The organism is Paenibacillus alkaliterrae, assembly GCF_021532375.1.
Classification (GTDB): Bacteria; Bacillota; Bacilli; order Paenibacillales; family Paenibacillaceae; genus Pristimantibacillus; species Pristimantibacillus alkaliterrae.
The window spans coordinates 1-13985 of the sequence record NZ_JAKGAP010000053.1 but is presented as its reverse complement, the minus strand read 5'-3'; the positions used below and the strand labels follow the sequence as shown (position 1 = coordinate 13985).

The following is a 13985-nucleotide window of genomic DNA, read 5'->3' as shown; positions in this document are numbered from 1 at the left end:
TTTTTCATGCCCAAAATAGGAGGTAATTCATTGGCGTCTTCAAACGGGTACAAAAAGATCGTTCATTATTACCTGCAAAAAGACTGTTTGAGCATTCACGTTCAGTCCTGCTGTTACCAAGGCCATTATGTCATCATTCAAGGGTCATGGGAAACCGAGGTCAAACCAAACCGCAAGAGCAATCCAAGAGGTTGGGTAACGGCGCGATCCCACCAGGTCACATTTTTTTGCGCGGAGGACGCTCACCAGCCCGAGAACCGCAAGGCTCTCGAATACGCTCTGCAGCGCTCAGGCGACCGACTGCGGTACGACAAGGTGAATATGTCATTCAACCTTGCAAACGGGCAAGGCGGTCTAGTGTTCACGCCTGACGGGGCATTCGTGCTTTACCCTCAGCAGACAACCGATCATAGCGAATTCCTATTTTCCTTCACGGAAGGAGGGGAAGCAGCTCATGTCGGTTAACGTGATGTATTGGAAAACAAAAAGAAGTGCGGAAGATTACGTTCTCCCGGTACTGCCTTCTGAAATGCTCCCGCTTCACGAGTATGATGAGGTGCATGTGAACGTCTCCGGAGGAGCGGATAGCGTTGCTACCGTCCTAGTAGCCCTTCACGGTTACCACATTCCAAAGGAAAAGATCAAGATGGTTCATATGCGCGTCGATGGCGATCCTAATGACAAATCCAAGCGACAATTGTTCGACTGGCCGCAAACCGACGAGTACCTGCAGTATCTCAGCAAGACTCTGGATATCCCCATGATAGTCATATGGGGCCATATGAGCCTGGAAGAACGGATTCGTGATCGGGGCATGTTCCCTGATTCACAATGCCGCTTCTGTACTTCTTATCAGAAACGGGATGTTTATGCGAAATGGGTTCGCCAATTCGATGATTGCAAAATTCTGCTACTGACCGGAGAGCGTTCGGAAGAATCGACCGAACGGGCAGCGAAGAAAGTTTTTCAATTGCATTCTACTCACGCGGTTGGCAGAAAGAACCGAATCGTCCACTGGTTAAAACCGATCAAGGACATGCTGAAAAGTCAAGTCCGCCAGCTGGCCGCCGATTATGGCATCGAGCTACATCCCTGTTATGAATGGGTATCCCGTTGCTCCTGTAAATTCTGCATTTTCAATACTTCATCGGAGCTGCAGCAAACGTCAAGGCTGTTTCCGGAAGATTGGGAATATCTCAAGCAGATGGAGCACGATATCGGACACACCATGAAAAGCAAGGACGGCAAATCGCATTCGCTGTCAGCCTTCACAAAAGAGGATCAACTGCCTCTATTCTGATAGCCATCTCGGATATATAAATCATTTTAGGGAGGTAATTTCGTGTCCATTTTCAAAGAAACGCAAGTTAACAATACTCTTCCAACGTTGATCGGTAAAATGCAGAACATCGCTCAGTCAGTTATTCTCAATTCAAAATTTCTTACTGACTTCGAAATTAACGATCGCATTACGCTTGAACGATGCAAGGAGCCGGGAACATTCGCCTGGTATGTATACGACTACGGTACCCATCTCTTTCCTCTCAACGATATGAACCAAGTTGCGGCATTTCAACGCGAATGGCTTCAGGGTTTGAATGCGCTTGAGAGCAAGAAGCAAAGTACCAATGATCGACTTTATGTTCTAAATGTATTCACCGGCGATCTACGTCGGGTATACGAATTTAAAACCGAGAAGAATCTCATTGATCATCTGCAGAAAGCAGTTGGATGAAGTAACGGACACCTTGAGGGGAATGGAAGCGGCCGGGCATATTGTTTGCCGGCCGACAACCTTCGATTCTCCAACTAGGTTGCCCGTTCAATCCGTAACCTTACTAATTAGAAGAAAACCAGGAGGTCATATTCATGACTAATCAAAATGAAATGCAGTACCAAGTGATGATCGAGGGAGATGACGCGGAAAAGGATTTCATAGCTTATATTCCGGCTCTGCGACTCGGCGCTCGTGGTGAATCACTAGAAGAAGTTCGGGAAAACGCGAAGGATTTGCTGATGATGGAACTGGAAACGCGGATTCGCGACGGGAAGGAAATTCCAAAAGATAATAACGCCACAATGGAAATGATCCACATCTCCCTGCCTGTTAAAAAGTAATCCTATAGCCGAAAGCCGCCGCCCCAGGTGAATGGGGCTTTTTCTTTTGTCCAACGTAAGCGAAACTAACTTTTTCTGGCCTTTATGTTCCAAAGAAAAAGTATGATGATATAGTGAATTACAATTTAAGAATAATAACAGTTCTATCGGCTTGGATTTTGGTATTTAATAGGTCTATCGATTAATAAATTGAGGGAAGAGTGAGAAGTCATAAAAGGTCATTCAACTAACGAGCAGCGATAGTTGAATGGTAACCACAAAAGCGGCTAGTCTAGGGCTTTATTTTGCGTCCCGGTTTGCCGCTTTTGCTTTTATCGGAACAGTCTAAAACATATTTATCAAAAGCTGACGATTTTTCAACTGGAAAACCGCGTCAATCAACAACTCCAGTCTAAAACTTAATTTTCTTCTGACAATTCCAACGATGCCAGACTGATCCGGGCTGCCATTAATCCCACATCCGTTGCCAGCTCCCCGTTTTTACTGTGAAACCAAGTAAGTCACACTCTCACTCTAAAAAACACCTACCCATTTGTCGATATAAATATGATATGGAAGCTTCTAGCCAGGGCAGCCAGGTTTTTTTCTTTTATTCATGAAACCAGGAGGAAAGTATTATGCAGGAAAAAAGTAAACCGAATTATATCATTCCCAATAATGTCGATGTTGCAATATTTGATGTAGACAATACACTTGCAAAATGTAATATTGTCAACTTCTATTTGTTTATCCAAAAAAAACGTAAAAATCGATTTCTGTGGTTGTGGTACTTTATTTCATTTGTCGTTAGAGCACCCTATTTTATTGTTTTAGATCTTGTATCGCGAGATCTATTTAATCGTTTATTTGTTGAGAGAAAATTTCGAAAATTTCAATATAAAGAACTCGAAACATACGCTGAACTATTCTTTAATGAATTCTTGAAACATCGCATGATTGCCAGTACCCACGATCTTATAAAGTATTTGCAATCAAAGAATGTACCGATAGTTCTCATATCGACTAACTTTGACCTAATAGTTAAACAGTTCGGAAAGTATTTTGATGTACCCTATATCTGTTTAAAAATTCTACCGACAGCAAGTGGAGTAACCATAGATTTTTCTAATCTTGATAATTTTAAAGAGAATGCAGTGAAGGAGTATTCTGCAAATAGTATTGGCGTCGGTGATTCCAAGTACGATATACCTGTATTAAATTATGTAGACTATCCTTATGTTGTAGCAGATAAGCCCCAAAAGTGGTTCAAATATCTTAAAAAGACGCCTGTACTATTGGATATCAAAATTAAAAAACAGATGACAGGTGAGACTTTATGATCTTCGTATTTATAGCTCTTTGGACAATTGCGGCCGTACTTCTAATTAATGATCCTAAAACAAAGTCGACTCGTTGGGCTGCTTTGACCGCCTTTGCAGGTGGAGGCGGTGGACTTTCAAGAACTATTACTGAAAATGTCCTCCCGTATATGCACAAATATGATTTAAGTACTCCTACAATTGATCAGATTTTATTAACGATCCAGAAAATCGGTTCTTTTATGAATCATAGCGGGACTCCTTACTGCTTCCTTATGTATGGATTGACAGTATCTCAATTAATACCTGCTAAGAGGGTTAAAATTTTATCTTACCTTCTAGCAATTCCTATTATTCCTTCTATCCTTGTCTCGAAATGGTCGCCTGTACTGGTACCGAATTTTAAGTTTTTATTTTTTTGGTGTGTCCCATATTTTCTTATTTCCATTGGCATTATTACATACAGCTTTATAAAGGAGAAAAACCCGATCATACGGCAGGAGAAAATATTTACAGTAACCGTCGTATTCCCACTGATAATTTTTCAAATTCTAGTTAATTACACGTTAAAAGCATTTTTTTACAATGATCATGCTTGGCGTTTTATGCCGGTAATGATCGCTTTTGTGTTCACGGGTTTCATTGTTTTGGGAACTAAATACGGTTCTCTAGGGATTAAACTACGATTTGAAAGACAAAGTTTAGGGAGGACAATGACCTCCCTTGTTTCGGGTACTTCCATATTGAACCACACATTGAAAAACGAATTGCTAAAAATTTCTTTGTTCTCTGATAATATTCGCAATCTAACTAAAAAGCACGAGGGGATCGATTTAGACCAACATTTATTGGGATTAGATCATTCCGTCGAACATTTAAAGGAAATGGTTATGAGGATTCACGGTCACACTCAAGAAATCGTACTTCAAGAAATTGAAGAACATCTTAATATTTTAGTGAACGAATGCAGTGAGCAGTTTGTGTTATCGAATTGTACAGCAGCAAATAACATTCGTATCAATGTGGACATTCCGGAAGACATTTATTTAGTATGCGATCGGGTTCATCTAGTTGAAATTTTAAACAATCTTATTAGAAATGCAATTGAGTCAATGAAAAATGTTGGTGAAATAAAAATTTACACATTGACAGGTAAGAAGAATTTTTCAATCTATGTCCAAGATTCCGGATCAGGTATTCCTAAGGACAAAATTCACCTTGTACTCCATCCGTTTTATTCAACCAAGAAAACTGGAAAGAACTTTGGCTTGGGTTTATCTTACTGTTTTAATGTTATGCAAAAAATTCGTGGCAATCTCATTGTACTTAGTGAAGTAGATAAAGGCACGACGATAATTCTTGATTTTCCAAAGAGTAAGATGGTCATCGGGAAAGCTTCGACCATGATTGGAGGATAAATGAGAAAAATACGAATATTCTTGATAGATGACGATGAGACATGGTTATCTGCTTTAAAAACATTTCTCGAAAATGAAGTAGAATTCGATATTGTTGGTGTTGCCAGCAATAAGGAAGATGCAATGTCTTTTATAGAGAATGAACCAGATATAGATACGATTCTCCTCGATATTAATTTGACTGAAAATAACCTCGATGGAATTTATGTGGCACTTGAAATCCTTGAATCGAGACAGGTCGATATTATTATGCTTACATCGCTTGATGATGCGGACATAATCCGTAATTCGTTTGCCGCCGGGGCCAGCCAATTCGTTTCAAAAATGCAATACCGATCACTGCCTGACATTATCCGATCATTATTTATCAAAGTAATTGATCCAACAAAAATAATTGCTGAAGAGTATAGAAAATTTCTAAAGGAGCACTATCTTCGTGACTTAACCACGGAAGAACGAAAAATTTACGATTTACTGGAAAAAGGATATACGCGCACCGAGATTGAGAATACCCTTGTTAAGAGTGGTAATACGTTAAAGATTCAAATCAAGAGTATTCTTAAAAAGATAGGTGTTTCTAATTCGAAGGAAGCACTGAAGAAAATTTCTCGTTTGGGGTTATAAAAAATAACCCTGACATATTTTGCACAGGAATAGTACAATATTCCCAAGGATAGTGCGCAAGGAGGAAGTATGGCACAAGAAAATAAGCCTACATGCCGTCATGAGCGTGTTTCATGGCTTCAAGCGAATTTAGGAATCCAAGGGCTTGAATATGCAACCGATAGAAAAGTGAAAATATTATTCGAACGATACTTTAATCAACTTCAGAAAATGCCGGCCAATGATGCAGATAAAGGAAAGCTAAATCTGTGCATTATCTGCGGCGAGGAAGTCAAGGTACAGTTAGTTTGTGGTTGTGGCGTTAATGAGGCAATTTCGTAGCTTAATCGAAGGGAGAATAGATAATGTCAAATGTAAAATTTACGGCTCTCGTTGAAGAGGATTACTCTTCGCATAACTTCAGTGTATATATTCCGGAATTACGATTGAGTGCTATCGGTGATACATTGGATGAAGCATTAACCAACGCCAAAGAAGCAATAGAAATGACATTGGCAGGAACCGCTGGTAAACAGATGAAACTTTATCGCTCTCAAGTTTTGATGATACGATCCATTGAAAATCCCTTTATCGAGGAAGTTAGCACAAGCGCCTAAAGGAATGAACGCATCCTCCAGCGTTCAAGCGCAGTTGGCTGCCGCGGGAGGGCGTAACGATCTCATCGCGCCAGTGTCACTCGATGGCGCGCAGCATACACGAATAGCCCTCACCTTATAAAGATGAGGGTTATTATCAACATTTTGTATTATCAATGTAACGTCCAGTTCCGCTTCGCTATCTCCTAAGATCCTTCACTGCTAAATGTGCCTTCCTGCATGTCCTGGATATACTCACGTGCTTTATTTAATGTATCAGAGACATTATTAGCATCAAGCTCAATCCATTCCCTCGCTTCTTCAGCACTCATAAATCCGTACATCGCTTTACCAATCACCTTATCCAACGAGTCTATTGCTTCATCAATTTCTTTTAGCAAAAATTCTTGCTTGTCGAGTTTTGCGTCTAATGCTGAAGTATTACAGTTCTTACATTGATGTTCTAATAAATACTCGATTCGAACAATATCGTGTGTCTGACAAACATTGCAAGTAAATAAGACCTCTTCGTCAACGCGCATATGTTAAACACCCTTTACCCCACCCAGAGAATAATATACCAATTTATGGGGAGAAGACTCGTCGTTCGCACTAACGGAATACCGTCGCTTTTGAACCGTGAAGCCTCAAGTAATTAGAGCGACTTACCACCGGGTGCCACAACGCGGTGTCACGAAGATAGAGAAATCCATCAAGACGGTTTTTTGTTCGTGGCAAGAATCGAAGATAGATAAATAAGCAGTGGAATAAAGAGCGTTCGTGAGACTTACTACCTGTCTTGCCCCTTTTTAGCATGTGGATTGTAGCAGTAAGGATCAGCTCGCAGCGGTTTGCGATATCCCGCAGTAAAAGTTGTTTTCAAAACGTAAATCTTGAATTACGAACAATTGTTCGTATATAATAAGAGCATCAATTTAAAAGGACGGTGCTCAAATGGTGACAGGATCACGTAAAAAACTAGAGGGAAATGGAATGTGGGAATCATCAAGAATGATGTTACCGGAACATAAAGTCGCATTAAATAAATGGGATCTCGAACGGCAAAAGCGGATGCGGATCCATCTTGATGATCAAGAATGGGAAGACGTTTCACGGGCTGTTGTGGAGTCGTTACAACTTCGTAAGTCGGTTAGGCTTCGAATGTATCACGATTTCGAGGAACTCGAGGTTAACGGCATCGTGGATAGAGTGGATCAGCTTAAGGGCAGCTTTATGGTTGATGGTGAATGGTTCCTGTTTAAGGATATCGAGGGTGTTCGACTTGAGCCTTGATCGACAAAATCAATCGAGCATCTTGAGTTTAATGCTGAGATGCTGCAGTAAAAATTGATGGGTATGACGAAGCTAAAAGCGTGGACAGAACCATAATTGTAATGTGGATCGATAAGTAGTTATTATTCTGGAAGGTGGAATTTTGAAATGGTTAAACTGACAGGCCCGATCTCGGAAGTTGAACAAAAGTTGCATGAGGAATTGAAGCCGTTGACGTTACTGGATAACCCGACCTTGAAAAAGCTCGGACGGCACTCACATCCTGCGGATTCGCGGGGAAGCCGGTATTGATTTACGGTTTGAGCAACGCCCGGACGGATCGGGCCGAATTATATATCGAAACTGAATTAAACCCCCGACAGATCATGGGGGTGTTGATTTTTAGCCGGAAGCCCTAGAAGGAGTTACAGAATAGGTTAGCGAATAATATTGAATCCACTCTAAATCGAAAAGGTGATTCAATGAATTTCTGTCCAACCTGCGGGGGGAAATTGGAGAATAAGTCGAACTTCTGTCCTATATGTGGATCTGAGCTTAATTCTCCAGTAGAACCAGCAAATATTAAAACTTCTGCTGTCATGAATGGCAAAAAAGAGAAACAGGCAAAGAAGGCGCCAACAGCATACATGTTCGGTCTGATCGGAATGTTTTTGTCGGTTATAATTGCCCTCGGCGGATTGAGTCTAGCAGACTTCGAGTTTTATTCGTTCTCCTTATGGTTCGTTATCCCAGTGGGTGGGATAGCCTTTGGTATGATTACGACGTCGGTCTATTGTTGGCGAATCGTTAACAAAGGTTATAAGCCCTCCAGGAAAAATTATCTTGTTTCATTAGTAATGGTTCTCATCACATTCTTCTTTATTCAATACGGTGAATACCAAATAACCTACGTAACCGATGACAATGAGGTCAATCACCAATTTACAGGTGACCATATTAGTAACTTCATGGATGAGGATGATAATGTCCTTACGTTTAATAATTACTTTGCCTATAAACTTAAGAATAGCGAATCAAGCTTAATGTACCGTGGCAGTGAGATCAGTGAAATTGACTCGTCTACTGGTTATAACTTGTTCAGTTGGAGCTTGAACCTTGTCGGCTTCTTGTTAGGAGGTTTATTTTCAGTTTTTTTGTCCACGCAGGGCAAAACACATTGTATGGCTTGCAAACGAGCCTATGTGACAGAACACAGGCTAGGGGAGATGAGCTCAGGGAAAGTCGTCGAGCTCCAAAAACTTGTTCAAGCGATTGAATCCAATAATTTCAATACTTTTATAGACATCATTAATCGATGTGATATTTTCAATAACAATGACTCCGAGGCTCAAGAGGAGTCATACATCATTAAAATTGGTGCATGTCCCAACTGCAAACATGGATATATCATTATGAGAAATTATTCTCCCAATGGACAAGGAGAATACAATGAAAACGAAAATAAAAAAATCGTACTTCCGATTACTGGTTCGTTTGCTACCAAGGCGCTTAGTTTTGTGGAAGCTGCCTAACTGAAATATTAAGTGTAAGATCATGTAATATAGTAGCTATTCAAGCAGTCGCATTAAGCTAACGCGAAACGATAGTCCAATAAAACAGCGGCAGTCTAGGACTTTATTTTCACGTCCCTGGCTGCCGCTGTTTCTATTATTGGGCTCAATCTAATACTTATTTTACGAAGTCTGATGGTTTTGTAATTCGAAAAACCGCGTAGGATCAACACCTCCAGTCTAATACATATTGCCTTGAACACCAGCAACTACCAATGCTGATTCCATATCCAAAATGTTATCATTATTACTGGTGATGACTAATGTTTTTTCCCCCAATGCTTTTGCAGTACGCTGTCGATAACGAGCCTTTTGACCATCCCGATTACTTTGCCACACTAAAACTTGATGGCATTCGGTTGCTCGTTTCTAATATGGACGTTCTTAAACTATACACGAAGAACATGGACGTGACTTCCCGCTTCCCCGAGCTTTATAGCCCGCCAATCAGTAAAGGTACCATCTTGGACGGCGAACTAATTGTCACAGACGAGAAGGGGCATCCCGATTGGGAGGCTTGTATGGCTCGATTCCAGTCCAAAAAAGCCAAAAACCATATCCAGTTCTGCGCGTTTGATATTCTCTATTATAGAGGGAAGAATGTCATGGGTTTGCCGCTTGAGAAGCGTTTAGAATTGCTCGAAGCGGAGCTGGAGGAAACGGAGTATTATACTCGCATGCGGGTGATCACCGGCAGCGCGGTCAAATTATTTGATTTGGTGAAATCAGCCGGTTTGGGGTAGTACCAGCGAAGCTGATACCACCCGCAAAGTAGTTGTAATTAAATGTAAGTCACAAGCGGTAAATATCGCTAAGAAAATGTTCAATGAAAATAAAGTAGACTTTGAAAATAAAGTATTAGACCAATGACGCTAAACTAACGTGAGATTAGTTACTTCTGAATGAATTATGTAATTATTAACTTCTCGGTGCCCATAGCATGACGGACACGCCTACAATGCAAATAGCGGCTCCTAGCCAATCGTACAAATCGGGTGCTTTTTTATCGACGAGCCATCCCCATAAAACGGCGAGAATAACAAACACGCCGCCATAAGCCGCGTAGACTCGCCCAAACGATGGGAAACTTTGCAGCGTTGGAATGATACCGTATAAAATGAGGATGATGCTCCCGATAATGCCATACCAAAGGGGCTTCGATTCTCGCAGCCACAGCCAAACCATATAACCTCCACCAATTTCGGCAAGTCCTGCAACGATGAAAATTAAGATAGTTATCAACAAAATAGATTTCTCCTTTCACTATGAACAAGTACCGGTGGTTTTTATTTTATCAAAGCACTCGGACCAGGTAAGGCATTTACAGTGCAATCCATCATCTAAAATTTGGATCATGGAGTTAATTTGTTTCTTTTTCTCTTCAAGTTGCGCACGTTTTTCTCGCGCCATTTCCTCCCATCGCTCTGATGGCGGGAGCGTTTCGAAACCTTCGAGCAGCACGCCGATTTCTGGTATCGTAAAGCCGGTTTGCTGTGCAATTTTTATAAATGTGATTCGCTCAATTAGATTTTCGGCATAGCGGCGCTGACCGTTTATTCGTTCCGGCGACGGCAATAATCCAATAGATTCATAATAACGAAGCGTAGACGCGTTTATATCGGCTTTGGCTGCTAACTTTCCGATGCTGAGACTTGGCAAAGGAATTTACCTCCCCATTGACTTAAAGTTAACTTTAAGTTTTATAATAAAAGTATAGTCGAAATGAGGTGGTGGAGTAAATGAAAAAAAAGGAATGGCTAGCGGGGCTTGGTGTTCTTGGAGCATGCGCGCTATGTTGTGCAATACCTTTGCTTGGAGGCGCGGCAGTTCTTGGCATATCTTCTTTCTTTTTAAATCCAGTGGTGATTGTGATATTGGCTCTTGTTCTTATTACTGTTGAAGTCGTTGTTTATCAGCGCCTAAAGGCAAATGGAACATCGTGTATGAAACCAGGCTGTAGCTGCACTTCTTGTGCAAGTGGAAGGAGCTAATCGTATGAAAAAAGAAATACCAGTTGCTTGCTGCCATACCGTTTTCACGAAAGAAGAGCGTATAGATTACAAGGACGCCTGGGGTGAATTAGAAAAAGAAGGCTTGGAGTTGCGGAGATTGAATCAGGGTTTGAGTATCAATTTCCTGGTGATTCGGATACGCTGCGCCTTGTTAATGAATGGGTTAGCATGGAGAGAAAATGCTGTCCGTTTTTAAGCTTTACGGTGATCGCAAGTAACGAATACGAGCCGGTCTTGCTTCAATTGACTGGAAACGAAGAAGCAAAAGCATTCTTACGTTCTGATATTAACGATAAGATTAATATGATTACAACGTTTAACGAAGGGATAATATAATTGCAGTCGGTTGAATGCAAAAACCAGTCAAAACACGAATATTAGTGTTTGACTGGTTTTCATTATCTATAAAGGGGTAGCGCCAACAATTTAACATGTTGGCTGGACCCCATAAACGACTAGTTGAGAACAGTTGTCTTTACGGTCAAGGTTGTTTGACCAACACCTCATTTATCTTATCCAGCACAACAGGATAATTTAGATACATCTTTATTGAGCGTAAGAGCTGCTAGTTTTAAACCTTCAGCCATAGTTAAATATGGAGCTAAGCTATCGCGTAGATCCTCGACCGTTAAACCGAACTTGACTGCAAGTGTAGCAGCGTAAATCACATCTCCGGCATTTTCAGCGACAATATGAACACCAAGCACCTTTAACGATTTGGAATCAGCCACTAATTTAAAAAGGCCGGTTGTTTCACGATTTACAAGTGCTCTTGGCACTGAATCCAAAGGAAGAACGGATGTTTTAACCTCATACCCCTTTGCCTTAGCTTGTTCTTCCGTAAGTCCTACGGTAGCAATGGAAGGCGAAGTGAACGTAACACCTGGGACTGCTTCAAGATTTACTTTCTTCTCTAAGCCTCCAATTGCATTATCTGCCGCGATGCGACCTTGATAAGCAGCCACGTACACAAACTGCGGTCCCATCGTTACATCGCCCGCAGCATAAATTCTTGGGTTTGAGGTGATTAAAAAATCATCGACGATGATTTCGCCTTTGGTACCTATATTTACATTCGCGGCACGCAGATTGAGGGTTTCGGTATTTGGTTTTCTGCCGGTTGCAATAAGTAGTTGCTCGGCTTCGATAATTTTCTTTTCGCCATATACGGAAATATGAACTTGCTTCAGGTTTCCGCTTGCTTCAATCCGCTCATACGTTACACCTGTAATCAAATTCATACCCTGCTCCGTTATTGCCTTTGTCACCGCTTCGGAAATTTCAGGGTCATATTCTTTTAAAATGCGAGGACTTCTTTGCAGTAGCGTTACTTTTGATCCTAAATTATGAAATAGTTGACCCAATTCCATTGCAATATAACCGGAGCCAATTACAGCAAGCGTTTTAGGCAATTGTTTAAGGTCCAATAGTGACGTGCTTGTTAAATATTCTACATCTTTTAATCCTTGAATATCCGGAACGGAAGGGCGAGCACCTGTCGCGATTAAAAATCGCTTTGCGGTAAGCTTTCGACCACCCACCTCGATAGTTTTTTCATCAACGAATTTGGCTTCACCCCGAATGAGTTCAAATCCGTACTCACCAATTAAATGTTCATATTTTTGTTCACGCATTTCGGTTACCAGTTCATCTTTTTGCTTCACCAACTGCTCTAAATCCACCGTTCCTGCGGATGTAGCAAGTCCCAAGAAAGCGTTGCTTTTGGCTATATGATTGATTTCACCGGCCCGAAGAAGCGTTTTGGATGGCACGCAGCCAATGTTTACGCAGGTTCCCCCTACCGTTCCTCGCTCGATGATCGCCACTTTCGCACCATATTCCACCGCTTGTATCGCGGCGGAAAATGCTGCCCCACCGGAACCGATGATTAGAAAATCATAATCATAATCACCTTCATCCCCGAGAACCGGAGCATCATGAGGTTCAAGAACTTCCGCATCTCCGGATTGATATTGTGCCTCGTTGATTGCTTTTTGGGCTGTTTTAATATCCACGTCGTCTGGCAATTCAAATGTGGCTTCATTGCGGCGAAAACTTGCCTCAATATTGACGGCTCCAATGCTTTCAAGTGCGGTTGCAACGTGTTCTTCGCAGCCGCTGCAAGTCATCCCTTGCACATGTATTCGGTATTTTTTCATTGCTCAACACCTGCCTCTACTATAGGATTTTCAAAATTATTGGATGCCATACCCCAAATCATGAACACTTTGTTTAATGGTTTTTAGATCGGTGTTGCTTTTATCAAATTCAACTTCAGCAGTTCCGGTTTCGCCTTTGGTTTTCAAATTGACGGTCTTGACGCCATCTACGTGCTCGATCGCAGTTTTCACGACAAAAGGACAGCTTGCACAGTACATGCCAGTTACTGTAAACGATGCTTTTTCAATGTTTTCTGGGCTTATAGTGATCGCAGCAGCGTTTATACTCTTTTCCTGACTGCCGCATGCGGAAATCATAAACGCAAAAGATAACATCAATACGCTAAATAATGCCATTTTAACTATTTTCATTTTTTCAAACCTCCTTATACGTAACCCTTAGCCAAAAGGGTGTATGAGAACATAATCAAAACCAAAACGGTTGATATCCATAAGGTGATGACCGTGCTTTTCTTTTTGCATTTTCGTCCATAAACCAAATAAAACGAAAAACCAAGAAATAATAAAGTAACAAGCATAAGAACAGGTTGATACTTTGTTGCAAATATTGCAAGTGTCCCCGCAAAGCCCGATAATCCAATAGGAATGAGGATTAAGGGGCCGAGGCAACAGCCCGACATAAGAAAAGCGGACAAAACAGTTGCAAAGCTAGATAATTTTTCTCTCAATTTCATTCACCTCGTTTTCGCGGCGGAACCGAGCAGCAATCGTGTGCTGAATTGTTCTTCCCTCGTTTGTCTGCTTTTTTGAAAATCATCAAAATGGAAACCACAAATACGATTCCTAAAATCACACTAGCGGCGGTTTGATGGGCAACGAAATACGCCCCAAGCGTCGTGCCAGCAAGCAATGGAAGAATCAAAATGAGATGGCAAGGGCACGAGAGCAGAGCTATAAAGCCCCATCCCATTTTTTTT

22 protein-coding genes are annotated in these 13985 nt (G+C 41.3%); 15 read left to right on the top strand and 7 right to left on the bottom strand.

Annotated features, from left to right (window positions below; genetic code table 11):
• The 9 genes from L1N85_RS19690 to L1N85_RS19650 all read left to right on the top strand — a co-directional run.
• Window positions 1-465 (top strand): hypothetical protein (locus tag L1N85_RS19690; RefSeq protein ID WP_235240759.1); only part of this gene is annotated, 465 nt, incomplete at its 5' end.
• Window positions 455-1300, top strand: coding sequence for a phosphoadenosine phosphosulfate reductase domain-containing protein (locus L1N85_RS19685; RefSeq protein ID WP_235240758.1), 846 nt, complete (start codon window positions 455-457; stop codon window positions 1298-1300). The genes L1N85_RS19690 and L1N85_RS19685, both read left to right, overlap by 11 nt.
• A gap of 42 nt (window positions 1301-1342) precedes the next feature.
• Complete coding sequence (locus tag L1N85_RS19680; RefSeq protein WP_235240757.1) at window positions 1343-1735, top strand: hypothetical protein; 393 nt, start codon at window positions 1343-1345, stop codon at window positions 1733-1735.
• 134 nt (window positions 1736-1869) lie between these two features.
• Window positions 1870-2118 (top strand): type II toxin-antitoxin system HicB family antitoxin, encoded by a 249-nt coding sequence (locus tag L1N85_RS19675; protein ID WP_235240756.1) that lies wholly within the window; start codon window positions 1870-1872, stop codon window positions 2116-2118.
• A 617-nt stretch (window positions 2119-2735) separates the two neighbouring features.
• On the top strand, window positions 2736-3437 hold the full coding sequence (locus L1N85_RS19670) for an HAD family hydrolase (RefSeq protein WP_235240755.1): 702 nt from the start codon (window positions 2736-2738) through the stop codon (window positions 3435-3437).
• A complete protein-coding gene (locus L1N85_RS19665) occupies window positions 3434-4834 on the top strand; it encodes a sensor histidine kinase (RefSeq protein WP_235240754.1) in 1401 nt (466 codons plus the stop codon). The genes L1N85_RS19670 and L1N85_RS19665 overlap by 4 nt, the downstream gene beginning before the upstream one ends.
• Window positions 4835-5458: a response regulator transcription factor gene (locus tag L1N85_RS19660; RefSeq protein ID WP_235240753.1), complete on the top strand. Its 624-nt coding sequence runs from the start codon at window positions 4835-4837 to the stop codon at window positions 5456-5458. It abuts the gene before it with no gap.
• A gap of 69 nt (window positions 5459-5527) precedes the next feature.
• The gene (locus L1N85_RS19655) at window positions 5528-5779 is read left to right on the top strand and encodes a hypothetical protein (protein WP_235240752.1); all 252 of its coding nucleotides are present in this window, start codon (window positions 5528-5530) and stop codon (window positions 5777-5779) included.
• Between the two features lie 23 nt (window positions 5780-5802).
• Window positions 5803-6054, top strand: a complete 252-nt coding sequence (locus L1N85_RS19650) for a type II toxin-antitoxin system HicB family antitoxin (RefSeq protein WP_235240751.1) — start codon at window positions 5803-5805, stop codon at window positions 6052-6054.
• Between the two features lie 185 nt (window positions 6055-6239).
• Here L1N85_RS19650 and L1N85_RS19645 read toward each other — a convergent pair whose 3' ends face one another.
• Window positions 6240-6575, bottom strand: a complete 336-nt coding sequence (locus L1N85_RS19645; protein ID WP_235240750.1) for a hypothetical protein — start codon at window positions 6573-6575, stop codon at window positions 6240-6242.
• Between the two features lie 469 nt (window positions 6576-7044).
• Here L1N85_RS19645 and L1N85_RS19640 point away from each other — a divergent pair, with 469 nt between their 5' ends.
• The 4 genes from L1N85_RS19640 (at window position 7045) to L1N85_RS19625 (ending at window position 9619) form a co-directional block, all read left to right on the top strand.
• Window positions 7045-7326 carry a YolD-like family protein gene (locus L1N85_RS19640; protein ID WP_235240749.1) on the top strand — a complete coding sequence of 94 codons (282 nt, stop codon included), beginning with the start codon at window positions 7045-7047 and terminating at the stop codon, window positions 7324-7326.
• Between the two features lie 147 nt (window positions 7327-7473).
• The gene (locus L1N85_RS19635) at window positions 7474-7617 is read left to right on the top strand and encodes a hypothetical protein (RefSeq protein ID WP_235240748.1); all 144 of its coding nucleotides are present in this window, start codon (window positions 7474-7476) and stop codon (window positions 7615-7617) included.
• 200 nt (window positions 7618-7817) lie between these two features.
• Window positions 7818-8837 carry a hypothetical protein gene (locus tag L1N85_RS19630; protein WP_235240747.1) on the top strand — a complete coding sequence of 340 codons (1020 nt, stop codon included), beginning with the start codon at window positions 7818-7820 and terminating at the stop codon, window positions 8835-8837.
• Between the two features lie 302 nt (window positions 8838-9139).
• A complete protein-coding gene (locus L1N85_RS19625) occupies window positions 9140-9619 on the top strand; it encodes an ATP-dependent DNA ligase (protein ID WP_235240746.1) in 480 nt (159 codons plus the stop codon).
• A gap of 175 nt (window positions 9620-9794) precedes the next feature.
• Here L1N85_RS19625 and L1N85_RS19620 read toward each other — a convergent pair whose 3' ends face one another.
• Both L1N85_RS19620 and L1N85_RS19615 read right to left on the bottom strand, forming a co-directional pair.
• Complete coding sequence (locus L1N85_RS19620) at window positions 9795-10121, bottom strand: YnfA family protein (protein ID WP_235240745.1); 327 nt, start codon at window positions 10119-10121, stop codon at window positions 9795-9797.
• An 18-nt stretch (window positions 10122-10139) separates the two neighbouring features.
• Window positions 10140-10535 carry a MerR family transcriptional regulator gene (locus L1N85_RS19615; RefSeq protein ID WP_235240744.1) on the bottom strand — a complete coding sequence of 132 codons (396 nt, stop codon included), beginning with the start codon at window positions 10533-10535 and terminating at the stop codon, window positions 10140-10142.
• Between the two features lie 80 nt (window positions 10536-10615).
• On the opposite strand from L1N85_RS19615, the gene L1N85_RS19610 reads away from it, so the two are divergent.
• The gene (locus L1N85_RS19610; protein ID WP_235240743.1) at window positions 10616-10867 is read left to right on the top strand and encodes a hypothetical protein; all 252 of its coding nucleotides are present in this window, start codon (window positions 10616-10618) and stop codon (window positions 10865-10867) included.
• 4 nt (window positions 10868-10871) lie between these two features.
• The gene (locus L1N85_RS19605; RefSeq protein WP_235240742.1) at window positions 10872-11084 is read left to right on the top strand and encodes a hypothetical protein; all 213 of its coding nucleotides are present in this window, start codon (window positions 10872-10874) and stop codon (window positions 11082-11084) included.
• A 316-nt stretch (window positions 11085-11400) separates the two neighbouring features.
• Here the strand turns inward: L1N85_RS19605 and merA are convergent, their stop codons facing one another.
• The 4 genes from merA to L1N85_RS19585 form a co-directional block, all read right to left on the bottom strand.
• Window positions 11401-13047, bottom strand: a complete 1647-nt coding sequence (gene merA, locus L1N85_RS19600; protein WP_235240741.1) for a mercury(II) reductase — start codon at window positions 13045-13047, stop codon at window positions 11401-11403.
• A gap of 36 nt (window positions 13048-13083) precedes the next feature.
• Complete coding sequence (locus L1N85_RS19595) at window positions 13084-13419, bottom strand: heavy-metal-associated domain-containing protein (RefSeq protein WP_235240740.1); 336 nt, start codon at window positions 13417-13419, stop codon at window positions 13084-13086.
• 14 nt (window positions 13420-13433) lie between these two features.
• Complete coding sequence (gene merT, locus L1N85_RS19590) at window positions 13434-13736, bottom strand: mercuric transport protein MerT (protein WP_235240739.1); 303 nt, start codon at window positions 13734-13736, stop codon at window positions 13434-13436.
• A gap of 2 nt (window positions 13737-13738) precedes the next feature.
• A partial coding sequence (locus L1N85_RS19585) for a transporter (protein WP_235240738.1) occupies window positions 13739-13985 on the bottom strand: 247 nt, incomplete at its 5' end.

What these genes read in the sequence shown, in the direction of transcription:
- merA (WP_235240741.1), bottom strand. Translation starts at nt 13,047, where the DNA reads ATGAAAAAATACCGAATACATGTGCAAGGGATGACTTGCAGCGGCTGC.
- L1N85_RS19610 (WP_235240743.1), top strand. Translation starts at nt 10,616, where the DNA reads ATGAAAAAAAAGGAATGGCTAGCGGGGCTTGGTGTTCTTGGAGCATGC.
- L1N85_RS19685 (WP_235240758.1), top strand. Translation starts at nt 455, where the DNA reads ATGTCGGTTAACGTGATGTATTGGAAAACAAAAAGAAGTGCGGAAGAT.
- L1N85_RS19675 (WP_235240756.1), top strand. Translation starts at nt 1,870, where the DNA reads ATGACTAATCAAAATGAAATGCAGTACCAAGTGATGATCGAGGGAGAT.
- L1N85_RS19650 (WP_235240751.1), top strand. Translation starts at nt 5,803, where the DNA reads ATGTCAAATGTAAAATTTACGGCTCTCGTTGAAGAGGATTACTCTTCG.
- L1N85_RS19655 (WP_235240752.1), top strand. Translation starts at nt 5,528, where the DNA reads ATGGCACAAGAAAATAAGCCTACATGCCGTCATGAGCGTGTTTCATGG.
- L1N85_RS19625 (WP_235240746.1), top strand. Translation starts at nt 9,140, where the DNA reads ATGTTTTTTCCCCCAATGCTTTTGCAGTACGCTGTCGATAACGAGCCT.
- L1N85_RS19640 (WP_235240749.1), top strand. Translation starts at nt 7,045, where the DNA reads ATGATGTTACCGGAACATAAAGTCGCATTAAATAAATGGGATCTCGAA.
- L1N85_RS19660 (WP_235240753.1), top strand. Translation starts at nt 4,835, where the DNA reads ATGAGAAAAATACGAATATTCTTGATAGATGACGATGAGACATGGTTA.
- L1N85_RS19665 (WP_235240754.1), top strand. Translation starts at nt 3,434, where the DNA reads ATGATCTTCGTATTTATAGCTCTTTGGACAATTGCGGCCGTACTTCTA.
- L1N85_RS19645 (WP_235240750.1), bottom strand. Translation starts at nt 6,575, where the DNA reads ATGCGCGTTGACGAAGAGGTCTTATTTACTTGCAATGTTTGTCAGACA.
- L1N85_RS19635 (WP_235240748.1), top strand. Translation starts at nt 7,474, where the DNA reads ATGGTTAAACTGACAGGCCCGATCTCGGAAGTTGAACAAAAGTTGCAT.
- L1N85_RS19595 (WP_235240740.1), bottom strand. Translation starts at nt 13,419, where the DNA reads ATGAAAATAGTTAAAATGGCATTATTTAGCGTATTGATGTTATCTTTT.
- L1N85_RS19670 (WP_235240755.1), top strand. Translation starts at nt 2,736, where the DNA reads ATGCAGGAAAAAAGTAAACCGAATTATATCATTCCCAATAATGTCGAT.
- L1N85_RS19605 (WP_235240742.1), top strand. Translation starts at nt 10,872, where the DNA reads ATGAAAAAAGAAATACCAGTTGCTTGCTGCCATACCGTTTTCACGAAA.